Genomic DNA, 26,689 nt, shown 5'->3' with positions numbered 1-26,689 from the left:
AAAGCCTTTTCGTGGCTATGAAGGGGTTGTTAGTTGTAGGATGTTGGTACCCGTTTAATTATTGAATGCATTTTTTTGGCCTACCTCATATCCCCCTCAACCGATGATTCACCAATCCCTTATCAAACCCTCGATACAACTGCCCTGCTGCCCACTCCTTCATCGAAGCATGCTCCGGATGGGACGGTTCGCCCATGACATCTAAGAACTCTTGGAAACCCGGTTCCCCTCCGCAGTCTTCGGGTGGCGCATCGCCTTCGCCGTCCAGGCAAACCGGTGATTCGACTGGCCCGTCGTTCACGATGTTCTCCACGATGATTTCATGCTGCCAATTGTCACCGAAGTCGTATATATACTTCATGACTGTATATTTTGGAACGACATCAGATAACATTATGTTTTCTTCAAGCACCCGATCCACTTCTTTCGGATGACTCATCAATTCCTCGTCCATTACGATATTCAATACCGGTTTGTAATCGCCTGTGACATGATAGGGCGAGAAATGGGGATAGGGCTCTACCGCTTCAGTTTGGTCGAACACATAAAACTCGTGAAGATGGCTGTTTGTCCAACCGAACAAAATCTGTAGCATGTCGTGGAACCCGGTAAGTGGCAGTTCGAGCGGAACGAGCACACGCCGCCAGATGGATAGCCCTTCAAATGGCATGGAAATCTTCATGACGGCGGCATTTGTTGTAAAAATAGCCTCCCCCGCCATTGCAGTCAAATCCTTGCGCAGTTCTTCATACGGACGGACCATTTCCTTCTTCCCCACGCCTACCAACCACCGGCTCGCCCGCTTCGCCACTTCTGTATTGATCAGTGAATCAGGATCCAAGTCACGGGAACCAAACCATATGTTGTCACACGTCTTGTTTAATTGGGCGACGAATGACCGGTTCTTCGTTTTATGGAATGAAACAGGGCCCGCCTCTTTAAGATAGCGGTCAATTACCTCTTCGCGAATTCGCTCCGCCCGGAACGTCTTACGGATTGCTTCCTGAATGACCTGATCTAAATTCTTGAATTCCTTTGCCTTCAAACCATGCAGCACGACGACATATCGGCTGCTGTTATTCATGAGCACGAGCGTTTTCCGCCGGTCAATCGTTAGCAAATTTGCATGCCATGCGTAAAGCTCGTTTTCTTCTTCATTCGTGCTATCCACCGTCACTTCAAATGTGATTGCATCCAATAGCTTTTTCGTTCCATGTATTTTCAAGTGAGATTTACCCCTTTCAAATTTGCCTCGTCTTTGCCATCTAGTATATAGGAATAGTGGGAAGCTTTCTTTAATGATTGATAGGTGAGCTGTTCCATCACCATTTGGCCTAACGGCATGTTTATGTATGACGACCTTCTCTTTTTGATTCCGATCATGCAGGTTCTGAAACTTAGTGTCCCCTTCTGTATGACGTTCCTGCCTAATACAGAGGGTAAGCAATTCGATATTTTTACATTGAAAATGTCGAGTGATTTTATACTGGCTATACTATTATGGATTTATGAAAGGAGGGATTCGATGTTAAAAGAGTTAAACCAAGTGATTGACTATATTGAAGATCATTTAACCAATGACCTGTCTCTTGAGAGTATATCCGATTATGCTGGGGTTTCCGATTATCACTTTAGAACGGTATTTTTTCATCTTTCCGGGATGACACTAAATGAGTATGTCAAAAACAGAAAACTATCGGAAGCCAATAAGGATTTAGTAAGTGGAGAAAAGGTAACTGATGTTGCTTTTAAATATGGGTATCAATCATTGGATGGTTTTACGAGGGCATTTAAAAAATGGTGTGGCTATTTACCTTCAGATGTCATAAAAAACAGGAGTAGCAAAACATTTCCCAAACTTTCATTCGTTATTACTGTAAAAGGAGGAGTTTCTTTGGAATTTAGAATCGAAGATCAACCAGCATTTACTCTAGTCGGTGTTAGTAAACGTGTCCCTATGCAATTTGAAGGTGTGAATAACGAAATCGTAAAACTTGCACAAAGCATAACGGATGAACAAAGAAAAGAAATGCGTTCATTTCAAAATATAGAGCCTAAGAAAATCGTTAATGCCTCGTATCACGCTGACGCAAATTTCCTAAAAGAAGAAGGGGAGTTAACTCACATGATCGGTGTTTTAACGACTGAATCTGAAGTAAGTGATCGATTAGATAAAGTCCCAGTCAAAGCTTGTAGTTGGGCAGTATTTCCAAACGAAGGGCCATTTCCATCAACGTTACAAGATACAATGGCAAAAACATATTCAGAATGGCTCCCCACTTCCGATTATGAAGTAATTAATGCACCTTCCTTTTCCTTTACTATAATGGATGAGCATAAAAAGGATCATGCCTATAGTGAAATTTGGCTTCCTGTTCGGAAGAGATAATATACAACATGTGATCTGAAAAACAAAGAACCGATAAACCATGAAGAGCAACGCTGATAAATCGGCGTTGCTTCTTTAAAATTTATGTTAAGGGTATAGGTTGATTTAACAATGCTTATAAAAATGAGCTGAAAAATATATCTCTATGCTCGTTTTACTATGGTGCCCGTTTTTTCTAAAGTGCCCGTTCGTTGAATAACTTTCTAGACAAATTTTTCTTTATTTTTATTTAGCCAGTTAATAGAAATTAGGTAACCAATAATGGGTGATATTCCATATCCCATGATTGGCATTGGGAAATGACCAATTAAAGTTACAATCATCGTCATTAGAAAGTAAACTCCTAATGATAAAGAAATAATACTTTTCCGACCATAAAAAAAGAATGGAATTAATAATAATATAAGTGATAAAATACCTAAAATGAACCAAAAACTCCCCAAGTCTGCAACTAAATAGATAATATGTTCTACATAAGGAACTGGTGCTAAATCATCGAGAAAAACCCACGATGCAATACACAAGGCTGCTGTAAATGTGATAGATAGTATCTTTATCATTCTATTACTAATTATTTTCCATACAATGAATGCAATCGCAGATGCAAATGCGGTTAATTGACCTGCATCTGGCTGAAATAGCAATATCACTGATGTAATAATGGTTAATCCTAATACATAGCGTTCACGATTATTTAATGCTAATTTCCATATATGAATAATTAATAAAGGCAAAATAATACTTGCTATATATAGATTGATTGGTCCAATAGATAGCCAGCGATGGACACCATCTAATCCATTAAAGAAAAACGGAAAAAATAATAAAGCTACAATAATAATGGTGTAACTAAAATTACCAATAACAAATTTTCTATTCTTGTTCTTAATTATAAAGACGAAACCTAAAACAGTTCCTATTATCCAAATTATTATGTTTTGAATCCAAAGATTCATAGTCACACCATACGACACCATTGCAAGAGTTCCTATAAGGATAGAAGGTAACATAAGAAAATAAATTCTCACACCTTTTAAATCATTCATATTATACGTCCTTTTATATATTTATTATCCATAATGTGTAACACAAAGTCATCAAAATTATTATTCATTCTTCAATTAACCTGCTGCGTTAGTTCAATAAGAACATTGAGCTGTCCTAGTAGCTCAATGTTCTTCAAGTAAAGCACACCGTTAGTTGAAGAATATTTACACAAATCCATTCCTCACTTATTAAATTCAGCTTTCAGAAGATAAACTACGTCATAGTTTTCTAACTCATTCATATAACCATCAACATCTTGATAAAAATCGGTAGTAAGACTACTCATATGACCATCAGTTGAATAGCAGATACTTGCTAATACTACTTCTCCTTCAATTGAATTGTTCTCTCCTTGGATGTTGCCCCAAACACTTGACATAGCTCCTAAATCATCTGAATTCGTCTCGATGCGACTTGTAGAACCAATGCTATTATTACTGCTAATTCCAATATTAAAGGTATATTGCTTTTGACTGCCAACTGCTTTTGAGGTTGCAAAAATAATAGAACCATTTTCCTCTACTTGTGATGTTATAGAACTTATTCTATCATTAACCAATTTACCTAATTCGTACTTTTCAATCCATACAGAAACCTCTTTATACTCACTGTCAACGTTGAAATCAAAAACAAATGAGTTATCCGAAGTGGTCGAGAGTATCGCATTCTCCCTCTCTGTTAATTCAACAGCAGAAATACTATGTGACTTCGCATCGTTAGTAACACAGGCACTTAAAACAAATACCAGCAAAGCTACTATAATTAATAACCTTTTCATTTTATTTCCCCCTTTTAGCTTTTATCGAGACAAATACTTATTCAACTATCTTGCTCCGTTAGTTTAAGTGTAACACTTCACAAACCCCGAAAAATCAACCGGAATCTATAACATAGCTTTAAATTATTGCACTTGTATCTGATCTTCCTGCACTGCAGAAAGTTTTTGTATAGGGATACTTAGATAAAAGAACATCCCCATATATAAAATCCCGAAAACCCACCCTGCAATTTGCTTGCATATCAACATACTTCCGTACCCTTTTTTAAATTTCCCCTCCCCCTTTCTCCCTTCTAATCCACATTACTTATTTAATTCAACAAGAAGAACCACTTCTCCTGTTCTCCTACACTCATCAAACAACTCAATGTTTGAATAGTCTTTCCTTTACAGGTTTAATATAATGGAGGAAGTTAATCATAGATAACGAAGGCAAATTCAACTTACGAGGTGGAGAAACGTGGGAACATTTGAGGAACTTACAGTAGAAGCAACTGTTCAGGCACCAGTGGAAAAGGTTTGGGATTATTGGACAGATCCAAATCATATTAAAAAATGGAACAGTCCATCGGATGATTGGCACACACCATTTGCTGAAAATGATCTTAGAGCAGGTGGGAAATTCGTTTCAAGAATGGAAGCAAAAGATGGTAGCATGGGGTTCGATTTTGGTGGAGTCTACGATGAAGTGAAATTACATGAGGTGATTTCTTATACAATGGGAGATGGAAGAAAAGTCAACATCACCTTTACAGGTCAAGGAAACGAGACTGAGGTCATTGAAACGTTCGACGCTGAAACTGAAAATCCAGTCGAATTTCAACGTCAAGGTTGGCAAGCGATTTTAGATAACTTTAAACAATACACAGAACAAACAAATCAATCCTCATAATACTAAATGGCGACATCTAGGGTTATTCCAATCCCACAGATGCCGCCATTTTATACTAACTTATTCATCCTTCTCCAATTCTGCAGACCACTTTTCTTTCCACGCTTCCACCTTCGCGTCGATCTCTTCCTTCGCCTGTCTCGCTTCTTCACTCTTCCGCTCTATTATTTCACTGAAATGTACTGATCTCATCTCGCCCATTTCCTTTGCGATCTCTATTACCTCGTTCGCTACTTCATCGTCAATGAGCTTCTTTTTCTTCAATTCAGCGACTGCATTTGTGATTCGCACTGTCTCTCTGTCAGATAGATTTGTGAGTGGATCATGGATTGCAATGAGCGCTTCCTTTTGATGAACCAACTCATGGAGCTTGACACCTTGCTGGTTCATCACTTGCATCATGCTCGGCTTCCATTTCTTAATGAGAACTCCTTCAAACTCGGACGGGTTTCGCACGGTCGCATATTCACCACCGCCAGCTTCCGCCACTGTTTTTAGCTGATTTTGCCCTTCATCATCGACGTCGAAGCCGATAATATTCACCTTCGCTTCGATCTCGCTGTCATGCAGCTGTTTCGCAGCGGCAATAGGATTCCCGTCACACGTCTCAACGCCATCACTTACGATATAAACGATATTCCTGTACTCCTCTTTGTCATAAGAGGAAAGGTACTCATGCGCCATTTCCATCGCACCGGCAAGCGGCGTCCATCCACTCGCCTTGAAAGAATCCATAGCATTTCGGAATGAATCCGCGTTATACGCACCGAGTGGGTATAGTTCCTCTATGGAACTGCAGGAAAGCTGTTTATCCGCTTCCGTCCCGGCACCTTTATGGCCGTATGCAAATAAGGAGACATTGACATCATCAGGCAGTTGGCCGGTGAAATCCTCAATCGCCTGCTTCGCAAGAGCCATACGTGACTCGCCTCCAATTTCCGCCTTCATGCTTCCGCTTGCATCCATCAAGATAACGACATTCGTCTGTTGTCTCTTCGCAATCTCAATTTCATCCTCGCCTTCCGGCAACTCCGGCATGACATATCCATGCGCATATGCCGTTAACGGGTCATAGAATGTCGAATATTGCCCCGAACCTAATTGATACACAAGATAATCATAGATCTCGTCCGCGCTCAAATCCGGATGCTCCTCAAAATATGTAGGCAACTCTTTCTCCATGATCCCTTTGAACGTATCTTCATAAAATCGATGATAATAAACCCAATTGACCGTCCTTGCTGCTTCGATTTCAGGGTCCATATGCGCTTCCACCAACTTGCCGGCAGGCTGGGTCATCATCTCCTCTATCGTCCGCGCTGCTTTAGGAATTTGCTCATCGGCGGCAACCGGCTTTGTTTCGCCTTCATCTGCTGCTACTGTGACCTCCGACTTTACTTCTGGCTCCGGTTTATCACTACATGCAGCTAGCATTAGACAACCAATCAACGCCAGTGCGAATTTATTGTTGTTACGCTTCATTTCACACACCCCTTTGAATGATCTATCTTTTATACGAATACGAGTCACAACCGTTCCTATGTGTAAACGACTATATTTATAAAATAGGTGAAAAGACTGGAAACCAATAGAGGACGAAGCATAACAATTGGTATGCCTATTATTGGGCGAATTTGTATAGCTCGCAAATTAAAAGCGCCGAATCCTATAGGCAGTTGAATAGTGTGCACCGAAATATCAACAACTCAATGATTTTCTTTTATTCGGTAGTACCCCCTGCAAAACACAGAACTATTTGGTTTTATTAAAATCAAAGATGAATTAACTATATCGGAAGCAGAAATTATTAAATTAAACCAGCTGACAAATAAAATGAGTGCTTTGAAACCACCCGATACATAGAACGACGTAATAGCTGGGATAATCGTTAATACGATAAAAGGTAAGCTCATAAAGATCCAAAATCTCTTTTTGGAAAGTACTGCATTTGTATTGAGCCAAAAATAGATTCCTTTGAACGTTAAGCTCATATCGCCTTTCTTGTTTATGACAAGTATATGAAGGGCTTCGTGAATAACAAAAACCAACATAACGATGAAAAGTATGGGAAAGTTTGTCACATGAGTAAAACTCCCTTTGAAGAACCAATATGGCCCAAGAAAAAAAGCAGCCATTAACAGATAAACAAACTTCATATAATGCTTTCGAAACCATGCATTTTCAATGAAAGGTTTCCATTCTGACAAATCCAGTCTTGGCTGTGGTAATTGCCGAAACCACAATATCATAACCGTTCCTGCCTTTCCTATCATCTAGTTTTGAACGAGTAACATTTTCAATTCTTACTTGGTTAGTTACAAAAGTTACTAATTTGTCAAACACAATATCAAACCAATCTGTTACGATAATACATACAACAAGCACCTACAGATTACGGAGTTGATAGGAAATGATATGGACGATTATTGCTATAGTAATCGGAGCAATTATAATATTTATAACGAGTCCCACAAGCGCACTTGTAGGATGGTTTTTGAATAAATATACAACTCATCCAAAACTTGACCCGAAAGATATAACTATCACATTTAACGGAACACACTTAGAAAAGGAAGAAAAAAATCGATTTAGTGAATATTATAATGAAGCTCAATACGTAAAGAGAAATCATATATTCCCAGGTACTGAAAAATCGTTTCTATATCCAGAGACTGCTGTGATTCCATATGTCATCAACATAAAAGGCAGAAAAAAAGAGATGAATTTCTTTCTTTACCATTACGATGACCACGTTGATGTAGTCAAGCAGTGGAAGAAAAAAGTTACTTCTTTTAGACTTAGTTCCAAGCATCTACAAACCTTCACTATCGCCGAAAAGGCTTGATTCAGGTGCCTGTGTACCACGCATTTATGACAATTCAATAAAAAGTATATAAATACGAGAAGAAGTCAACCGGCATTCCATTTGGTTGGCTTCTTCATTTGTTTTATGCAATTGTAGTGTATTTACTGAATAGTGTGCTGCACAGGCACCCAAACAATTCCCAAGCAATTCGTTTTTCAGAGAACGTTCGCTTGTCTCAACATGAAGGCGTGCAATACTTCCGCTCCAACCATCAGCTGTTCCATTGACGTATATTCGGCTGGATTATGGCTGATGCCATCCTTCGATGGGACGAATATCATTCCGGTCGGACAGAGTGATGCCATATTCATGGAGTCATGCCCCGCGCCGCTTGGCATTTCGAGCCATACGACTCCCTTTTCTTCGCAGATGGCTTTTAATCCGGCAACGAGTTCGCTGTCCATTTGAACAGGTTCCTCACGGGACATCTCGTCCATCCAAATGTCCAGGCCGCGTTTTTTCGCGGTGTCGTTCACCGCTGTAGCGAGGGCATCGACGACACGCTGGCGTGATTCCACGTTCGTGCCACGAATATCGACGTAGAGATCCGTGGCGGCAGGCACTACATTCATCGCACCTGGCTCTATGGAAAAGACACCGACTGTGCCGACTGTACCGTACGTAAGCTCGGCGAGTGCTGCCTTCTCGACGGCAAGTGCGATTTCCGCGCCTCCTAGTAAAGCATCATGACGGTAATCCATCGGCGTTGTGCCGGAATGGTCCGCTGTTCCGTCTATATGCACATGAAAACGGATCGGCGCAGCAATGGCAGTCACCACGCCGATTGCCGCCTCCTGCTTTTCAAGTACAGGGCCCTGTTCGACATGCAGCTCGACAAACGCTTTGATTTCATCTCGAAAGCGTTTTGCCAAATGGACTTCTTCCAGATCAAGTCCGTTTTCTTCAAAAGCCTGCATTAGCGTTATGCCGTTTTTGTCCGTGAGCGATCGTGTGTATGCTGGGTCCAGACGACCTGACATCGCTTTGCTTCCAAGCGTCGATGCCCCGAAGCGTGCAGATTCCTCGCAAGCAAATATGATGACTTCGAGTGGGTGCTCTGTCTCGACGCCTTCATCCGCGAGCGAACGCATGATTTCAAGTGCAACAAGGACGCCCGCCGTTCCGTCAAATTCGCCCGCCGCATAGACGGAGTCGATATGCGAGCCAGTCGCGACAGCCGGCAGGTCAGGAGAACGCCCCTCCCGCCGGGCAATGACGTTTCCTGCATAGTCGATCCGTACTGTCAGCCCCGCAAGTTCTAGCTGCTTCATCAGGAAGTCCCGTGCATTCCGCTCGGTCTCGGTGTAGGCAAGCCGATTGATGCCCTCCCCTTCATCTGTAAATCTTGCAAGCTCTTCAAATGACTGGCGCAAACGTTCCAGCTTCATGGCGATCCCCCCCCGATTCATTCATTTATTTATCATCTGTTTATTTATGTTTTCATCTCTTTCTTGTCTTACCATATTCCAAACTTCACTCTATTACTAATTAATTATACCAACATTCAGACACCATTGGTATGTAATTTAAGCAGGTGCCTGTGTGACACACACTTATGACAATTCAAGATAAGTAATAAAAATACTAATAAATGCCGACTCAATGTTGCAACGGTTGGCTTCTTCATTTATTTTATGCAATTGTAGTGTATTGTCAGAATTGATTGGGTGCCTGTGCGATACACATTTATGACTATTCAACGAAAAGTATAGTAATACAAAAAGAAGCCACCTCATCGTTGATTTGGTTAGCTTCTCATATTTCATTTATGCAATTGTAGTGTATTTACTGAATAGTGTGCTGCACAGGCACCAAGATAATATCACTCATTTAACTTCTGATAAATATGCAGCATTTGCTGTTGCTCATCGGGAGTTAGTTTTTCAAATAGATTTTTTCTCAATGCTTGGCCTTCGAGGTTTGCGCGTTGTAAAATTTCATTCCCCGCTTCTGTAATCGTCAAGTAAACAATGCGTCTGTCTTCTTCATCAGTAGAGCGGACGGCAAGTTCCTTTTTGACAAGTTTCTCTGTTAAATGAGTAACAGTGGGAGGGGTCAGTCCAAGTACTTTCGCGATATCAGAAGGCCGGCTTTTCCCATTGGATGCTAAATGACCGAGAAGGAGTATATGGGATACACCCAAATCTTCATTGAATAATTTATTCCATTGAATGATCAAGTTGTTCGTGAACTTGTCCATATTGTGTATGATGTCAAAAATTGTTTCTTCCTTCATTTTTTCTCCTACTTTCTAAATAAGCAATACCATTTTATCATATACGGCCCCTGTTATAGAAAAAGAACCTAAATTCGATGATTTAGGTTCATTCAAAATTCCCTTATTCAATTACTGTGCAGAGAAGCCGCCGTCGATGACAATTTCCGCGCCCGTAATATATGAAGAGTCATCACTTGCCAAGAAGAGTGCTGCATTGGCGATATCGGCCGGCTTGCCAAGACGTTGCAAAGGTGTTGCGCGAACGAGTTGGTCAAGCAACTCTTTGGATGCGCTTAGGTTTTGCGTCATAGGTGTTTCAATAATTCCAGGGAATAGCGCATTTACACGCACACCTTGACGACCGAATGTTGTCGCTGCTGCCTTTGAAATCGCGCGGACAGCCCCTTTGGATGCAGAGTAATGGTTAAACCCTTGTCCGATTTGCGCCGTGTACGATGAAATATTAACGATCGAACCGCTCTGTTGTTCAGCCATGATTGGCGCTATATGCTTCATGCCTGCAAAAGGACCGAAGCTGTTGATTGCCATCATTTTTTGCCAATCATCCATGCCGATTTCCGTAAACGCTTTTTCAGAGGAAATCCCCGCGTTGTTCACAAGAATATCAATGCGGCCGAATTTTTCTTTCACGTCTTTTGCAAACGCAGCCCACTCTTCGTCGGACGCTACATTCAACTTCATGCCATGCACATTTTTCTTTTCACTCGCTCGTTGTATTGCTACTTCGTTGATATCCGCTGCAATGACAATCGCGCCCTCTGATTGGAACAGATCTACCATTCCTTCACCAATACCAGAAGCTCCACCAGTTACAATCGCTACTTTTCCGTCCAATTTACCCATGTTGAACATCTCCTTATCGTAATTTAATTGAACCGCCGTCAACCATGATTGTTTGTCCTGTAATGTAGTTCGCATCATCGCTCGCCAAAAATACTGCTGTGCGGCCGATATCGCCTTCCGGATCGCCTAGACGGCGCAACGGAATGCGGTTGATCATCGCTTCGTACATATCCGGCGCACTTTGAGCCCACGCTTCCACGCCTGGTGTCAAAGCGATCGGTGAAATCAGGTTCACATTGATACCTTCCGGACCCCACTCATTCGCCGCCACACGTGAAATCGCGCGGATCGCTTCTTTCGCCGCTGCGTAAGATGCTTGTGTCGGTTGGCCATCCAAACCTGCGCCTGATGCGAAGTTAATCACTTTCCCCTTTGTCTTTTTCAATTCAGGATACGCAGCTTGCATGAAATGGAATGTTGGATAAAAGCCTGTGCCGAAAGACAAGTCAATCATCTCCATCGTTGTCTCCGCGAATAATGCTTGTCGGGATGCGTGGGCGTTATTCACAAGGATGTCCAACTTGCCGAACTTCGCCACGACAGCTTGTACAATTTCAGTGACGTTTTCAGGTTTTGAAATGTCTTTGATGAACAGCATGCTTTCCGTAAGCTCGTTCAATTCTTTCAACGTCTCTTGCCCTTTTTTTTCATTAATATCAACAACCGCGATATGCGCGCCTTCCTTCGCCATGGCAAGCGCAATTCCCCTGCCGATCCCTGATGCGCTTCCTGTAATGATTGCCACTTTTCCTTGTAATCTCATGCTAACCCTCTCCTTAATGATTGGAATGAACACATTCCTAATTGTTGGATAGCTCCCTGTCACGTCGTCATTCAGGTAGTTAGACATCTAATTGTTTCTTAACTAAATATTAATACACAAGTAGGGAACAAGCAACTAAAAAGACTCAAATTAGGTGCCTGTGCGCCACACATTTATGACTATTCGATGAAAAGTATATTCATACAAAAAGAAGCCAGCTGTTCGTTCACATAGCTGGATTCTTAAAATAGTATATGCAATTGTAGTGTATTAACTGAATAGTGTGCTGCACAGGCACCTACTTTACTACGGTTACTGGGCAGTTGACGTGTTTCATTACTTTGTGGCTGACGCTGTCGAGGATCATTTCTTGGAAGGTGTTTAAGCCTCGGCTGCCGATGATGAGTTGGTCGATGGATTCGGCGTTTACGTATTTTATAATTTCTTGGCTCGGGTCCCCTTTTAGCATTGTCAATTTCGCTTTCACGCCCGCATTATGTGCCAGCTCCAAAACTGGATCGACTTTCTGCTTTCGTTTCAGCAGGAGGCTTTCTTCGTTTTGCGATAAGAGTCGCTCGTCTTTCGCTTTATTGTAATCCGCTACATAGATGAACTCCAATTGTGCTTCCGGGAAGTGCTGGGCGAGCGTAATGGCATGTTTTGCGGCGCGCAGTGCGTTTTCCGATCCGTCGATGGCTACAGCAATTTTCATTAACATTCCTCCCCTATAATAACCTTTCATAAAGCTGTTCACTTGAAGAATTCAGCCCGCGGATGGTTACCGCCACCCCTTCTTCCTCAAGCTTCCCCTTCACTTTACTGATTGCACCGACAGAAGATTCGTCCCATAGCTGGCTATCTCTAAAATCGATGATTATTTCTTTTTCCTTTACATCCTTGAATGACTCGATGAATTTTGTCGTGGATGCGAAAAACAGCGGTCCTTTCACCTTGTATATACCCGCGACGTTCGTCACAGTCACCCGAGATATTTTGGAGACAAAAAACAGTGAGCTTAAAACGACGCCAATGACAACGCCTATCGCAAGATTATGGGTGTACAGAATGATCGCGACGGTGATGAGCATGACGATTGATTCCGTTTTCGGCGCTTGCTTCAGGAACTTGAACGAGCCCCAGTTGAACGTTGTTGCAGCGACCATGATCATCACTCCTGCAAGTACCGGCATCGGAATTTTGACGACGACATCGCCCAACACAATGATTAAAAAGATGAGGAAGACGCCCGCTGTAAATGTCGATAGACGTCCGCGCCCGCCTGATTTGATATTGATGATCGATTGGCCGATCAACGCGCACCCTGCCATTCCGCCGAAAAATCCTGTGATGAAGTTCGCGATCCCTTGTCCGCGCGCCTCCCGATTTTTATCGCTCGGCGTATCCGTCATATCATCGAGCACTTGGGAAGTGAGCAATGATTCGAGTAGACCGACAATCGCTAACGCCAATGAATACGGGAAGATGATCTTCAACGTTTCCAAATTCAATGGAATATCCGGAAGGAAAAACGTCGGCAGTGAACTTGGCATCCTTCCTAAATCGCCGATTGTTTGCAGCGATACACCGCTTATAAGGGCAATGCCCGTCATGACGACAATCGCAATGAGTGGTGCGGGGATCACTTTAATAAAACGCGGAACCGCGTAAACCAATACCAGTGTCGCGATTGCAAAAATAAAGGTCATTGTGTCATGCCCTCGCAAGTATGGCAGTTGGGTCATGAAGATCATGATGCCGAGCGCATTCACGAAGCCGAGCATGACGGAGTTCGGGATGAAGCGCATTAGATTCGCAACCCCGAGCCCCCCAAGAATCAATTGAATGATTCCGGTTAACACGGTTGCTGCCAGCACGTACTGCAAGCCATGATCCGCCATCAAGTTGACGAGCACTAACGCCATTGCCCCGGTTGCCGCGGAAATGAGACCCGGACGGCCGCCGACAAATGAAGTGATGACGGCAATTGTAAATGAAGCGTAGAGAGCGACACGCGGGTCCACGCCTACGATGAACGCAAAGGCGAGCGCTTCAGGAATGAGCGCCAGCCCTACGACGATTCCTGCTAATATATCGGCCCGGATATTTCCGAACCATTGTTGTTTCAATGTATGCATATGTTGTTCTCCTCTAGTTGCATTATAAATCGTTCCAATTATAACAGAAGGCACGGTTTAGATGGTCTTCTATAACACATTGAATTGTCATTACCTTTACTGAAATCGAAATATATAGTACATTTACTTTTACACCATTCGAAACGGAGTGTTTTCCGATGATTAAAATGGATGAAATTGTGAGTAAAATCTATAACGCTCACGAAACAAAGCAGCCAATTGAATTTATCCGCCACGATTATAAGTTGGACGAAGAGACCGCTTATTTCGTGCAGGAAGAACTCATTAAGAGAAAAATCGACTTATATAATGCTGAAATTGCCGGCTATAAGATCAGTATGACGAGTGCTGAAACGCAAGCAATTGCCAACACTGATGAACCGGCATACGGCACACTGCTTTCAACACATATTCAATATAGCGGAGATACGATTGAGCTTTCTTCATTATTTGATCCGTTGATTGAACCGGAAATCATGTTTATTTTGCAAGGAGATTTGTCACCGAATGCGAGTGAAGAGGAAATCATTCGGAACAGCAAAGTTTGTGCAGGCATCGAAATTCCGGATGCCCGTTATATCGACTGGTTCCCGAATTTCTCTTTAGCGGACCTGCTTTGCGATAATACTGCGACTGGACTTGTCGTTTTATCCGACCCGATTGAACCGTTGACGTTCAACCAATTTGAAGACATTGAAATGGAGCTGTTTCATGACGGTGAAAAGATTAGCGAAGGCCTTTCTTCAGCCGTACTCGGCAATCCCGTGTCTTCTGTCGCTTGGCTATCTGGGAAACTAGCGAAGAAAGATATAGTGCTGCGGAAAGGAATGGTTATCTCTTCGGGGACATTTATTTCACCGCTCGCCGCAAAGGAAGGAACGTATAAAGTCACGTATTCGGCAATTGGAGAGGTTGAAATTACGTTCGTGTGAATGAAATGTTGCAAATATCCCGTGACGATTGACTTAGTCAAATTTAATCATTATTCGGATCGCCTGAAACTATAACGACCCTCCCCCGTATACTCAACTACTAATCAATTTTGTATACACAGAAAGGGGATGCATGATGAGATCAGCGAATCCGAGTTTAGGGGAAGATACGTTTAAGGGGCTGCGGGCAGACGACGGGATGTCGATGACCATTCAAGGGACTGTGAACAAGACGTTCATCCTGTTTTTATTGCTATGTGCGACTGCCGTTTTTACGTGGCATCAGTATTTTGCAGGGAACGATATTCAGGCGCTCGTCTGGATTGGTCTTGGCGGCGGGTTTGTCGTTGCACTCGTTACGATTTTCGTGAAAAAGGTGGCTCCTTACACGGCTCCGCTTTATGCGCTTTTGGAAGGCTTGGCGATCGGCGGGATTTCGGCGATGTTCGAATCCCAGTTTGAGGGGATTACGACGCAGGCGATTCTGTTGACGCTTGGGACTCTGTTTTCACTGTTGCTCGCGTACCGGTCGGGATTCATCAAGGTGACGGAGAACTTCAAGCTGGGAGTAGTCGCTGCGACAGGGGCCATCTTCTTTGTGTACTTGGCCGATTTCGTTCTCCGCTTCTTCGGCATGGAAGTTCCGTTCATTCATGAAACGGGGCTCGTAGGCATTCTGATTTCGGTCGCAATCGTTGTTGTTGCGGCATTAAATCTTGTGCTCGATTTTGATTTCATCGAAAAAGGAGCGGAGCAGCAGGCGCCCAAGTATATGGAATGGTACAGCGCGTTCGGTCTGATGGTGACGCTTGTGTGGCTGTATTTTGAGATTTTGCGGCTGCTGTCGAAGTTGCGGAGTAATAAATAGGAGAGAACCCAGACCTTTGTTGGTTTGGGTTCTTAGAAATCTGGTGCCTGTGCATCACACATTTATGACAATTCATTATTAGTTATAGTTATACAGAAAGAAGCCAACCAAATGTTTATATGGTTGGCTTCTGTTTTTATTTCATTCAATTGTATTGCATAATCTGAATTGTTTGCTGCACAGGCACCCAAACAATTCAATCAATTTTCATCCAACGTCAACAGCGCGACGAGTTCCACATGCACGGTGTGCGGGAAGAGGTCGACCGGCTGCACGCTTTGGAGGGTGTAGCCGAATTGCAGTAATTCCGCTGAATCCGTTGCGAATGTGTCCGGGTTGCATGATACGTAGACGATCCGCTTCGGTTGGGCGCGGCCGATCCGGCGCATCACTTTGCCGCCAGCGCCGCTCCGTGGCGGGTCAATCAACAACATATCCGCCAAGCCCCAGCTTTCGTGTATTTCATCGATTCCTTTACGTGCATCGCGGGCAAGGAATGTCGTGTTATGCAGATCATTGTCAACCGCGTTCCGTTTTGCGGATTCAATCGACGTCTCGACAATTTCAATGCCTGCCAATTCCTTCACGCGCGCAGCAAACGGCAAGGAGAATGTCCCGACGCCGCAAAACAGGTCGATCATTTTTTCGTCTTCCTGAGGCTTGCCCATTTCCAGTGCAAGCTCCACCAGTTTCTGCGCTTGGACAGGGTTCGTCTGGAAGAATGTATCGAACCAAAGACGGTAGCGATACCCAGCCATTTCATCATAGATGAAGTCGCGGCCGGCCAACACGAATGTCTCTTCTGATTGTGTGCGGTCCGCCAAATCCGTGTTCACAAGCCACATCAGGCTCTTCACGTTCGGATAGTTCTTCGTGATCCGTTCAATCAAGTTTTCCGCCGCAGCCGCCAACTTACCGGCAGGCGCTTCCGTCGCAAATAATGCAAGCATAATTTCGCCCGTTTCAAACGACTCACGAACCATCAAATGGCGCAGCAGACCTTCACGCGTATCTTTGTTGTAGCCTGGCAGGCCAAACTCCTTCACCCACTCGCTCACTTCCATCGTCGCGTCGACCATATTCCTGCCTGCGATCAGGCATGTTTCAAGCGGGATGATGTTACGGAAATTCCCTTGTTCATGCAGCCCGAGGTTCCCTTCAGGCGAAAAGGTGAATTCCATTTTATTTCGGTAATGCCAATGCTCGTCCATGCCGATTGTGTCCTGGACAAGCTCCGGATTCATCCCCACGCTTTCCAACGCTTTCTTCACATGATCCGTCTTATGCTTCAGCTGGCCATCGTAGCTCCAATGCTGCCAGACACAGCCGCCACATAGCTCGAAATGCGGGCAAGGCGCCTCGATACGGTCCGGATTCGCGACTAATATCTCTTCAGGCATAACCTTACTCCATCTCAAGGTCGGATCCTCCACAGTAACTTGCACGGTTTCTCCCGGCAATGTTTGCGGAACGACGAGCTTCAACTTTCTCTTGTTGCCTAATTCATTCTCACGCCAAATTGCTGCCTGCCCATTTCCTTTTCTGTCCAAGTGGTCAATTTCCGCAACCATTTTTTCTCCTATGATAACGGTCAAGTGATGATTCCCCTTTCAAGATTTTCTTCATCTATAGTACGGCTGCCGTCAAACGGCTCGCCTGTTTCTTCAACTGTCCTATTATAACGGAATTTGAGCGGAATGAAAATGAATCTTCATTCCACAAATATCAGGTGCCTGTGCACCACACATTTATGACAATTCATCTAAATCTATATACATGCATGATAACGTCATTATTATGCCGATACGATCGGATTCTAAATTTATTTTATGCAATTGTAGTGTATTATCTGAATTGTGCGCTGCACAGGCACCCAAACAATTCCGGAACCTTTCCTCAAACCAGCCGTATTAATGGGTATGTCCATCAGCTTAATGAGAGGAGGTTTTTACCGTGGCATTATTGGATACTTATTCCCAATACATAAGAGCGGTGCGCCTGAAGCAGGAAGAAATACCGCATGGCACATTTCCGTTCACCCTTCCCTTCGTCCGGAATTTGCACGAATTGGAGCTTCATCCAAATATCACGTATGTGATTGGTGAAAATGGAATGGGAAAATCGACGTTGCTAGAGGGGATTGCAATTGCATATGGATTCAATCCGGAAGGGGGAACGTTGAATTTCAACTTCTCCAGTTTTGATTCCCACTCGGAGCTCGATGCGTACATTCGCCTCGTAAAGGGGACCGAACGCCCGCGGGATCATTTCTTTTTCCGGGCAGAGACGTTTTACAATATGGCGACGAACATCGAACAGCTTGACCAGGAGCCATACGGACCGAGGATCATCGATTCCTTCGGAGGCACGTCCCTTCACGAACAATCGCATGGGGAATCCTTTTTCGCCGTATTCAGGGAGCGTTTCAGAGGGAACGGGTTGTATATTTTGGATGAACCCGAAGCCGCCCTGTCCCCTCTCCGCCAAATGTCATTGTTAGCGCGGATTAACGAACTCGTCAAGGAAGGGTCCCAGTTTATCATCTCCACCCACTCGCCGATCATCATGGCTCACCCGCACTCCAAAATCGTTCAGATCACGGAAGACGGAATCCATGAAACGACGTTGGAGGAAACGGACCATTACTCCATCATGAAGCAGTTTTTCGACGACCGGGACCGTTTGTTGCACCATCTTTTTCTAGATGAGTAGTGGCGAACAAATAGAAAACGACCGGATTACCAGAATCCGGTCGTTTTCTATTCTACCACTAGACAACCTACCCCCCATAAACACTTTCACATGTCCCTGCAATCGGTTCATAAAAACAATGTAGTTTAAATTGGCCAGTAAAAGGTTGGTTGTACCACGTTGGAGGACAGGGACCAAATGGATTGAAGTACCAAAGGGCGAATTTCGCTGGATGTTGTCTCCAATTTTCCAAGTTCCGTCTTGCTAGTCTTCTTTCAGTTTCTCTCGCTCGTTGATAAAATAAATTCCCCTTTTGAACAGCTTCAAAAGAATAATTTCCTCCTTGCACTTGAAAAATGACGTCATTAATTGTTCTTACATCTCGAAAGTCCAAGCAATCTGCTACAGCGCGGTTCACAATTACATTGCCGACGTATAACATCCCTTGTTGTCCTTCACCCTCGGCTTCGGCTCTCATCATCCTGGCCATTAAATCAACGTCTGTATCTCTGTATTTAACTCTTGGCATCTATTCACCTCAACTATATTGTATGAGAGAAGGCCTGGACTAATGTCATTTTTCACAAAATAAGAATGCAGTCACGAAAGCCGATTCAGTGAACTTCATCTTGCTTATTACTGCTTCAAAGATACGGATTTTCCACCCACGGACCAACCGTCGAAAGTCTCGTCAGCTGCTTCGCCATGTATGCCGGTGTGTAAGGCATGTCGTTTTTCAGCCACCAAATGATGACGCCCAAATAGGCTGATGTAATATAGGCAATCGACATATCCGCCGGCACATTGAATTCGATTTTATCTTCAATCATATACTGCGTCCCTCTCTCTACCAATGTTTCAATGATTTCTCTGACAGACTCGGTGAAGTAGGGTACTTTTTCTTGGACGAGCATGACAGTATAAAAGCGTTTTTGTTCAATCATTTTAGTAAACAACCGAATGAAGATCGGGTGCGGATTATCACTGACGTATTTGAATTCAATCTCTTTCACTTGCACGCTGTTCCTTAAATATTGCAAAGCCTCGTCTAGCATTTGCTCCAGCAATTCATCTTTATCGTAGTAATGCAAGTAGAATGTCGCCCTATTTAAGGTCGACCTTTCGGCAATCTCCCTTACCGAGATCTTTTTATAATCTTTTTCCTCCATAAGCCCCAATAACGCTTCCTCGAACATTGCCCTAGTCCGGATTACTCTTGGATCTGTTTTTGTAGACAATTCATCTCCCCCTGTCGATTAACGATCTATGTCATAGACACTCCCGGTGATTGTGACAACAACTCAACACTTGGTCGCAAAGTGATTATTGTCACAACTTTGAATTCACTTATAATTATATAAGACAACACCGTGTCAATAAAGTAAATTTTTTCATTCCAATGAAAGCGCTTCTAAATGATAAGGGGGTTATTAAAATGATTATGAAGAATGACGTGAAGTGGGATGCGGTAACAGATGTGGTCGTTTTAGGCAGTGGGGGCGCTGCGTTAACAACAGCTATCCTCGCCCATGATCAAGGTGCAGAAGTGGTCATCTTTGAAAAATCAGACCAGATTGGTGGTACGACAGCTTTTTCCGGCGGCATTCCTTGGATTCCGAATAACCGTTATATGAGGGAGCTTGGTTTGGAAGATTCCCATGAAGAAGCGAAAATGTATATTACAAAACTGACGCATGGCAAAGAGCCCGATCCGGAATTGATTGATGTATATATCGAAAATGGTGCAAAGATGATTGACTATCTTCACGAGCATACTCCCGTGAGATTCGCGGTCCCTAAAGGGTATGGCGACTATTATGCAAACTTGCCTGGGGGCAAAAAGGAAGGCCGTTCACTCGACCCCCTTCCGTTTCCTTTGAACGATTTAGGGGAATGGTCAGAGAGAATCAGAAGAAACCCGATCTTCCCTCCATTGACTCTGGAGGAAGGTGGGGCTGCCGATCCGGGAGATATTGATTTCACTATTGTTGCAACTCGGATGGAGAACAACATTACGACAATGGGACGGGCTTTGGCTGGCAGTCTTTTTAAAGCGGTTTTAGATCGCGGCATTCAAACACTCACTTCCACACCTGGAAAGGAACTCGTGATGAATGATGAAGGAGCTGTCATTGGAATCCGGGCAGAAAAAGAGGATGGGACAGACATTTTCATCGGTGCACGAAAAGGCGTCATGATTGCCTCCGGTGGATTTGAATGGAACAAAGAGCTTGTCCGTTCATTCCTAAAAGGGGCGATTACGCACCCGCAATCACCTTCCCACAATGAAGGAGACGGGTTGATCATGGCGATGGAAGCAGGAGCAGCACTAGCCAACATGAGTGAAGCTTGGTGGTCACCGGCATTCGTTGACCCGACCATTGAATACGAAGGAAAAGTTTACAATCAAATCGACTCGCAAGCACGTACAATGGCGAATTCGATACTTGTCAATAAACACGGGAAACGCTTTGTGAATGAAGGCTCAACTTACATGGATCTCCCAAAATCTTTTTACACATACGATCAAAACTCACAATCTTTGCCGAATGAGTCTGGAGTATGGATGGTTTTTGATCAGAAGCTGAAAGACCGCGCGTTGATCGTGACGATGGCACCTGGTGAAAACGCACCGGATTGGGTTGCGCAAGCTGACAGCATTCGGGAGCTCGCTGATAAGATCGGAGTCGAACCGGATCAGCTTGAGGCAACAGTCGAGCGTTTTAATAAACATGCTGTTCACCATGAAGATCCCGATTTCAATCGCGGAACGTTGCACTTTGAAAATTTCGCGACAAGATTCAAAGGTCGTGAAGCGATGATTGGACCCATTGAAAAAGGGCCATTTTACGCATTGCAGGTTCACGCAGGATCGCTCGGCACCAATGGCGGACCGCGTATCAATACACATGGACAAGTCATCAGTTTACGTGGAGAAGTAATTCCAGGACTCTATGCTGCAGGCAACGCGGCGATGGGCATATTAGGCGGCGCATATCCGGGCGCAGGCGGCACAATCGGACCGGCTTTGACATTCGGTTATTTGGCTGGGATGCATATTGGCAGCGCACCTGCGCGTACTATAAGCAGCGAAGAGATTGTTTTAGCATAATAAAGGAGGAATAAGAAAATGCCTAGCGGAACACATACGACAGAATTGGATATCCCGATTGAAAAGGTATGGGATTTTGTAAGTGACATGAACAGGTGGGCACCCCTCGTCCCAGGATATATTGAACATGAGATTTTGAATGACAAGCAATCCACGTGGACGTTTAAAGGCGACATCGGTATTATGCAAAAGACCGTGAAGCTGCAAATCGACATCACGGAATGGAGCGAGCCTTCACTCGTCACATTCGACTTGACGGGATTGAATGAAAACTTCGCGGGCAACGGTTATTTTAAAGCTGCCGCCATCTCGGACTCAAAAACGGAAATGGTCGGGAACTTGGACATCACCGCTAAAGGGGTAATGGGACCGATGGTAAACGCAATCTTGAAATCATTCGTCCCTAAAACAGCAGCAGACTTAACGAAAGCCATTGCAGAGGAAATTACGAGTATAGAGTTGAAGAGAATCTAATACCGGTGCCTTAAAACCGGTGCCTGTGCACCACACATTTATGACAATTCATCAAAAGCTATAAAAATACAGCAAGAAGCCAACCGAATGTTGATACGGTTGGCTTCTTCATTTATTTTATGCAATTGTAGTGTATTTACTGAATAGTGTGATGCACAGGCACCCACACAATTCTCACACAATTACACTATGCTTACGACAATCTCTTCATCCACAACATCAACATGGACTTTTTCAATCTCGTCTTCTTCCAAAATGAGGTCTGTTAATGGGTCTTCGATTTTATCTTGGATGACTCTACGAAGTGGTCGTGCTCCGAAACGTTTGTCGTAGCCGAGCTTCACCAATTCGTGTTTTGCTTCAGGAGTAATGGAAATCGCGATGTCGTTTTCTTCAATCGCTTCTTCTAAATCGACTAGCATCAGGTCGACGATTTCGAGCAGATTGTCTTCTGTCAATTCGTTGAACGACACGATCGCATCGAAACGGTTCAGGAATTCAGGTTTGAAGTAGTCTCCGAGTGACTCCAGCGTGGAGACGGATTCATGTGCGGTTTGATTAAATCCGACACTTACTCTCTTGTCCCCTGTTCCGGCGTTGCTTGTCATAATGATGACCGTGTCTTTGAAGCTCACTGTCCGGCCATGCGAATCCGTCAGTCGGCCGTCTTCCATAATTTGAAGGAACATATGTTGAACGTCCGGGTGCGCTTTTTCGATTTCGTCAAGCAGCAAAATCGAATAAGGTTTGCGACGGACTTGTTCCGTTAATTGGCCCGCTTCTTCATGCCCTACATAACCTGGAGGGGAGCCGATGATCTTGGACACGGCATGTTTCTCCATGTATTCACTCATATCAAGGCGAATTAACGTGTCACGGGAACCGAATAATTCTTCCGCCAACACTTTCGTAATTTCCGTTTTACCGACACCCGTAGGACCGACGAATAGGAACGATCCGATTGGACGAGTCTTCGATTTTAATCCTGCACGGCTTCGACGGATTGCTTTCGCGATTTTATCAACCGCTTCTTGTTGTCCAATTACTTTCGTACGTAGATTTTCTGCAAGGTCGTTCATCTTTGCTTGTTCGGATGCTTGCAGTTTCGTCACAGGAATGCCTGTCTTTTCTTCTACAATTTCCTCGATCTCTTCGACAGTCACTTCGATTAATGATTTTCCGCCTTGTTGGGCTTCTTCTAATCTTTGACGCAACTGAATTTCTTCTTCGCGCAACGCTGCCGCCTTTTCATAGTCTTCCGCTTCTGCAGCTTGTCCTTTTTCCAGGACGACTTCTTCCAACCGTTTTTCGATTGAATCTGCATCTGCAGAAGAGTGTTTAAGATTCAAGCGTGCCCCTACTTCATCCATTAAATCGATTGCCTTGTCCGGCAAGAACCGGTCTTGGATATAGCGTTGTGATAATGTGACAAATGCACGGATCGCTTCATCCGAATAACGCACTTCATGAAACGCTTCATAGCGGTCTTTAATTCCGTTCAAGATGGTAATTGCGTCTTCCATGGAAGGCTCTTTTACGATGATTGGCTGGAAGCGGCGTTCGAGTGCAGCGTCTTTCTCGATTTGACGGTATTCTTTCAGCGTCGTCGCCCCGATGAGCTGCATGCTGCCACGCGCCAATGCTGGTTTCAGGATATTCCCCGCATCCATTTTGGAGCCTTCCGCTGAACCTGCCCCGACGAGAAGATGGATTTCATCAATGAACACGATGACATCTTTCCGATTTTCAATCTCCTCGATCAATTGTTTCATCCGCTCTTCAAATTGACCACGGATTCCGGTGTTCGTCACAAGTGAAGCGACGTCTAACACATAAACTTGTTTGTTCAACAGTTTTGCAGGGACATCGCCTTCATGAATTTTTACTGCAAGCCCTTCTGCAATTGCTGTTTTACCGACACCAGGCTCCCCGATGAGCACCGGATTATTTTTGTTTCGTCTATTTAACGTCTCAATAACACGTTTCACTTCTTGATCGCGGCCGATGACCGGGTCGATTTTACCTTCCTTCGCATCATTCGAAATGTTTTTGCCAAGTTGGTCCAACAAACCGTTACCTTGATTTCCATCGACTTCCCTAACTTGCGTATGAGCTTGAGGGTTCCCATTCGCTTGGAAAAACTGATTTGCATCCTGACCAAAGGATGGCAACTTCATTTGCCCCTGAACTTCTTGGAAACATGTATGACATAAATTTATCTGCATTCGTTGATGATTCACTTGAAGGCGAAAGCTCATTGTCGCTTCGTTCTTACCACAATTTTGACATTTCATAAGCCATTTCCTCCTTTTAGTTCTCATTCGTTTATGTTATCTGACCTTGACTATCTTTGACTTATATCTTTATTATACACTGACCTTCTTTGACTTTCAACATTTTTGTTTGATGTACAAAACACAAAACCGCAAATTTGGACAAGATGACAGCCTTCCCTTTTCCTATAATCAGGTGGAGGGGGATAATCATGAGTACTTATAACAGAAAAGATCCATATGTAGTTTACTTGTTCACTTGCTTTTTATCACAGCTGTTTTTCACATTCATCTTCACGGTGAATTTGTTATACCACGTGCAAGTCGTGAAGCTCGATCCGCTCCAGCTCGTTCTGGTCGGAACCGTCTTGGAGCTGACCGTTTTCCTATTTGAAATTCCGACAGGCGTATTAGCCGACCTGAAAAGCCGAAAGCTTTCACTCATCATCGGTTATTTCTTAATCGGATTCGGATTCATGATGGAAGGGATATTCCCTTTATTCGCCGCTGTCATCTTCTCGCAAATTGCATGGGGCATCGGGTATACGTTTACGAGCGGTGCGCAGCAGGCGTGGATTGCGGATGAAATCGGGGAAGAACGGGCATCGCTCGCATTCATTAGAGGAGCAAAATTCGGGAAGCTTGGCCAAATCATCGCAATTCCGCTTAGCATCCTAACCGGTTATTTCATGATTAACCTACCGATTATCATCGGGGGCATCTGCATGCTTGGACTCGCGATCTACTTACTATTTTTCATGGAAGAGAAAAATTTCAAACCATTGCAGACGGGGAAAAGGGTTTCTACGTTGGATAGCATGAAAGGAAATATGAAGAAAATCGTTGTTTATTCCAAAGCGAGTTTCGTTATGAGAATGCTGCTTCTGATCGCGTTGTTCATCGGCTTGTACAGCGAAGGATTCGACCGTTTATGGATGACGCACTTCATTGACGTATCCGCTTTGGCTTCACTTTCGAATGAAAAACTTGTCCTGTTCATGGGCGGACTTCAATTCATTGTCGTCCTACTTTCCTTTACGGTGCTTCACTTTATTAACCGAAGTTCAATCCATTCGAATTTGAGGCATATTTACATTGCACTATTCATAGGCGCTTCCCTTATTGTCGTTTCACTCATCGGATTCGCATTCTCGGGTCTTGTCGTCAGCCTGCTCGTCTGTTATGTCGTAATCCAAGTGACAAGACAAGTCATGTACCCATTGGAGGACATTTGGTTGAATAAAATCATTCCTGACTCCTCGACACGGGCAACCTTCTTTTCAGTCAAGGGCCAAGTCGATGCCATCGGTCAAATTGGCGGCGGACCGATTATTGGTGTGATCGCGACACGATTCGCGGTGAAAACGGCCATCCTTGTAAGTGCTTGCTTCTTCATGCCCGTATTGCTTTTATACACAGCCGTCATAAAAAGAGACAAAGCGTGAGTCTTTCACACTTTGTCTTTTTCTTTGATTGGCACATAAATTTCCATTGTGATTTTATCATAAATCCAGTCATGGCAACGTTCATCGTAATACTCGAAATCATAGCCTTGCTCATCGACTTCGTATGACGACTGCGGCAGCCAATCCTCCAATATGAATTTCCACGTCCCTTTTATCGCTGGCACAAACCGCTCTACATTTACTGGGGGAATGGTAAACACTGCATACGTCGAAGGTTTGATGCGCAGCTTCGTCAGCCCTTCTGGAAGCTGCGCATCTTCCTCATCGCAATCGACTGCAAATAAATAAGTGAACGTCCGATTCATTTCTCGATCATTCAGATTTACGCAGTACTCCCCATGTTTTTTCGGGGATAGCTTGTCATACAACATCGTTTCAATCGCCTCTTCCGGCGCGATGCGCTGATCCCAGAATGCAGGGGCATCCCTCGTGTAAAACACGTTATCCATCGTACTTTCATAGGTTTTCCCGGCAATCGTAAAGCCTTCCCTCTGCACGATTTTCGGTTGCATGACGATGCCGCCAACTTCCTTTTGACGCAAGTTCAGCAAATCCAATTTAGGTGGCAATGAAGTCGGGCAATGCAGCCGGTATAGACTTGGTGGACTTCCAAAAAACCGTTTAAACGCTTTCGTAAAACCGGAATGGGTTTCAAATCCATAGTCCAAAGCGATTTCAATCACTTTTTTCCCGTTCACCAACTCATATAACGCGTACTGCAACTTCCTTTTCACGACATAATCCATAACGGTATAGCCGATATGCTGATGAAACATCCGATAGAAATGGAAGGGAGAATATCCGGTCGCTTTCGCCAGTTCCTCAGGTTGAATTTCTTCCTTTATATGTTCTTCTATATAGTCGATGACCTTTTGCAATAAATGGATCTGTTGAATTGAAAACGCCCGCCTTTATGATCTG

At 43.9% G+C, this 26,689-nt stretch carries 25 protein-coding genes; 9 read left to right on the top strand and 16 right to left on the bottom strand.

The features are described 5' to 3' along the window. Positions 1-85: 85 nt before the first annotated feature. Positions 86-1,225, bottom strand: a complete 1,140-nt coding sequence (locus OC538_RS13995) for a plasmid pRiA4b ORF-3 family protein (protein WP_262176465.1) — start codon at positions 1,223-1,225, stop codon at positions 86-88. A 300-nt stretch (positions 1,226-1,525) separates the two neighbouring features. On the opposite strand from OC538_RS13995, the gene OC538_RS13990 reads away from it, so the two are divergent. Beyond that, a complete protein-coding gene (locus OC538_RS13990) occupies positions 1,526-2,389 on the top strand; it encodes an AraC family transcriptional regulator (protein ID WP_262176462.1) in 864 nt (287 codons plus the stop codon). A gap of 203 nt (positions 2,390-2,592) precedes the next feature. Here the strand turns inward: OC538_RS13990 and OC538_RS13985 are convergent, their stop codons facing one another. Continuing rightward, complete coding sequence (locus OC538_RS13985; RefSeq protein WP_262176459.1) at positions 2,593-3,435, bottom strand: hypothetical protein; 843 nt, start codon at positions 3,433-3,435, stop codon at positions 2,593-2,595. A 182-nt stretch (positions 3,436-3,617) separates the two neighbouring features. Then, the gene (locus OC538_RS13980) at positions 3,618-4,214 is read right to left on the bottom strand and encodes a hypothetical protein (protein WP_262176455.1); all 597 of its coding nucleotides are present in this window, start codon (positions 4,212-4,214) and stop codon (positions 3,618-3,620) included. A 460-nt stretch (positions 4,215-4,674) separates the two neighbouring features. Between OC538_RS13980 and OC538_RS13975 the strand changes: the two genes are divergently transcribed. Continuing rightward, positions 4,675-5,106 carry an SRPBCC family protein gene (locus OC538_RS13975; RefSeq protein WP_262176451.1) on the top strand — a complete coding sequence of 144 codons (432 nt, stop codon included), beginning with the start codon at positions 4,675-4,677 and terminating at the stop codon, positions 5,104-5,106. A gap of 60 nt (positions 5,107-5,166) precedes the next feature. Here the strand turns inward: OC538_RS13975 and OC538_RS13970 are convergent, their stop codons facing one another. Together OC538_RS13970 and OC538_RS13965 are read right to left on the bottom strand one after the other, a co-directional pair. After that, complete coding sequence (locus tag OC538_RS13970) at positions 5,167-6,588, bottom strand: vWA domain-containing protein (protein ID WP_262176448.1); 1,422 nt, start codon at positions 6,586-6,588, stop codon at positions 5,167-5,169. A gap of 224 nt (positions 6,589-6,812) precedes the next feature. Next, positions 6,813-7,355 carry a DUF3267 domain-containing protein gene (locus tag OC538_RS13965; protein ID WP_262176444.1) on the bottom strand — a complete coding sequence of 181 codons (543 nt, stop codon included), beginning with the start codon at positions 7,353-7,355 and terminating at the stop codon, positions 6,813-6,815. A 161-nt stretch (positions 7,356-7,516) separates the two neighbouring features. On the opposite strand from OC538_RS13965, the gene OC538_RS13960 reads away from it, so the two are divergent. Beyond that, a complete protein-coding gene (locus OC538_RS13960; RefSeq protein ID WP_262176441.1) occupies positions 7,517-7,951 on the top strand; it encodes a YfmQ family protein in 435 nt (144 codons plus the stop codon). Positions 7,952-8,127: 176 nt separating this feature from the next. Here the strand turns inward: OC538_RS13960 and OC538_RS13955 are convergent, their stop codons facing one another. The 6 genes from OC538_RS13955 to OC538_RS13930 form a co-directional block, all read right to left on the bottom strand. Beyond that, positions 8,128-9,360: a Zn-dependent hydrolase gene (locus OC538_RS13955; protein ID WP_262176439.1), complete on the bottom strand. Its 1,233-nt coding sequence runs from the start codon at positions 9,358-9,360 to the stop codon at positions 8,128-8,130. Positions 9,361-9,794: 434 nt separating this feature from the next. Next, on the bottom strand, positions 9,795-10,208 hold the full coding sequence (locus OC538_RS13950) for a MarR family winged helix-turn-helix transcriptional regulator (protein ID WP_262176436.1): 414 nt from the start codon (positions 10,206-10,208) through the stop codon (positions 9,795-9,797). 111 nt (positions 10,209-10,319) lie between these two features. After that, positions 10,320-11,054, bottom strand: coding sequence for an SDR family NAD(P)-dependent oxidoreductase (locus OC538_RS13945; protein ID WP_251696051.1), 735 nt, complete (start codon positions 11,052-11,054; stop codon positions 10,320-10,322). A 13-nt stretch (positions 11,055-11,067) separates the two neighbouring features. Continuing rightward, the gene (locus tag OC538_RS13940; protein WP_262176433.1) at positions 11,068-11,817 is read right to left on the bottom strand and encodes an SDR family NAD(P)-dependent oxidoreductase; all 750 of its coding nucleotides are present in this window, start codon (positions 11,815-11,817) and stop codon (positions 11,068-11,070) included. Positions 11,818-12,115: 298 nt separating this feature from the next. Continuing rightward, complete coding sequence (locus tag OC538_RS13935; protein WP_262176431.1) at positions 12,116-12,529, bottom strand: universal stress protein; 414 nt, start codon at positions 12,527-12,529, stop codon at positions 12,116-12,118. A gap of 13 nt (positions 12,530-12,542) precedes the next feature. Continuing rightward, complete coding sequence (locus OC538_RS13930) at positions 12,543-13,952, bottom strand: SulP family inorganic anion transporter (protein WP_262176428.1); 1,410 nt, start codon at positions 13,950-13,952, stop codon at positions 12,543-12,545. 158 nt (positions 13,953-14,110) lie between these two features. On the opposite strand from OC538_RS13930, the gene OC538_RS13925 reads away from it, so the two are divergent. Further along, a complete protein-coding gene (locus tag OC538_RS13925; protein WP_262176426.1) occupies positions 14,111-14,884 on the top strand; it encodes a 2-keto-4-pentenoate hydratase in 774 nt (257 codons plus the stop codon). Between the two features lie 136 nt (positions 14,885-15,020). Continuing rightward, complete coding sequence (locus tag OC538_RS13920) at positions 15,021-15,752, top strand: Bax inhibitor-1/YccA family protein (protein ID WP_251696041.1); 732 nt, start codon at positions 15,021-15,023, stop codon at positions 15,750-15,752. Positions 15,753-15,952: 200 nt separating this feature from the next. Here the strand turns inward: OC538_RS13920 and rlmD are convergent, their stop codons facing one another. Beyond that, positions 15,953-17,323, bottom strand: coding sequence for a 23S rRNA (uracil(1939)-C(5))-methyltransferase RlmD (gene rlmD, locus OC538_RS13915; RefSeq protein ID WP_410055888.1), 1,371 nt, complete (start codon positions 17,321-17,323; stop codon positions 15,953-15,955). A gap of 382 nt (positions 17,324-17,705) precedes the next feature. Between rlmD and OC538_RS13910 the strand changes: the two genes are divergently transcribed. Next, a complete protein-coding gene (locus tag OC538_RS13910) occupies positions 17,706-18,464 on the top strand; it encodes an AAA family ATPase (RefSeq protein WP_262176420.1) in 759 nt (252 codons plus the stop codon). A gap of 67 nt (positions 18,465-18,531) precedes the next feature. Here OC538_RS13910 and OC538_RS13905 read toward each other — a convergent pair whose 3' ends face one another. Together OC538_RS13905 and OC538_RS13900 are read right to left on the bottom strand one after the other, a co-directional pair. Continuing rightward, on the bottom strand, positions 18,532-18,972 hold the full coding sequence (locus OC538_RS13905; protein ID WP_251701191.1) for a cell wall hydrolase: 441 nt from the start codon (positions 18,970-18,972) through the stop codon (positions 18,532-18,534). A 115-nt stretch (positions 18,973-19,087) separates the two neighbouring features. Further along, entirely contained in the window at positions 19,088-19,681 is a 594-nt protein-coding gene (locus OC538_RS13900; protein ID WP_262176415.1) for a TetR/AcrR family transcriptional regulator, read from the bottom strand. Between the two features lie 197 nt (positions 19,682-19,878). Here OC538_RS13900 and OC538_RS13895 point away from each other — a divergent pair, with 197 nt between their 5' ends. Further along, a complete protein-coding gene (locus OC538_RS13895; RefSeq protein ID WP_262176413.1) occupies positions 19,879-21,555 on the top strand; it encodes an FAD-dependent oxidoreductase in 1,677 nt (558 codons plus the stop codon). 18 nt (positions 21,556-21,573) lie between these two features. Continuing rightward, complete coding sequence (locus OC538_RS13890) at positions 21,574-22,029, top strand: CoxG family protein (RefSeq protein ID WP_262176411.1); 456 nt, start codon at positions 21,574-21,576, stop codon at positions 22,027-22,029. Between the two features lie 182 nt (positions 22,030-22,211). Here OC538_RS13890 and OC538_RS13885 read toward each other — a convergent pair whose 3' ends face one another. Next, positions 22,212-24,323: an ATP-dependent Clp protease ATP-binding subunit gene (locus OC538_RS13885; protein ID WP_262176408.1), complete on the bottom strand. Its 2,112-nt coding sequence runs from the start codon at positions 24,321-24,323 to the stop codon at positions 22,212-22,214. 191 nt (positions 24,324-24,514) lie between these two features. Here OC538_RS13885 and OC538_RS13880 point away from each other — a divergent pair, with 191 nt between their 5' ends. Continuing rightward, entirely contained in the window at positions 24,515-25,747 is a 1,233-nt protein-coding gene (locus OC538_RS13880; RefSeq protein WP_262176405.1) for an MFS transporter, read from the top strand. A 5-nt stretch (positions 25,748-25,752) separates the two neighbouring features. Here OC538_RS13880 and OC538_RS13875 read toward each other — a convergent pair whose 3' ends face one another. Then, a complete protein-coding gene (locus OC538_RS13875; protein ID WP_262176403.1) occupies positions 25,753-26,646 on the bottom strand; it encodes an AraC family transcriptional regulator in 894 nt (297 codons plus the stop codon). Positions 26,647-26,689: the final 43 nt, after the last annotated feature.

Origin of the sequence: Saccharococcus sp. Marseille-Q5394 (assembly GCF_946901335.1) — a bacterium.
GTDB lineage: Bacteria > Bacillota > Bacilli > Bacillales_A > Planococcaceae > Sporosarcina > Sporosarcina luteola_C.
The sequence above is the reverse complement of the archived record's forward strand: the minus strand, read 5'-3'. Positions and strand labels throughout refer to the sequence as shown.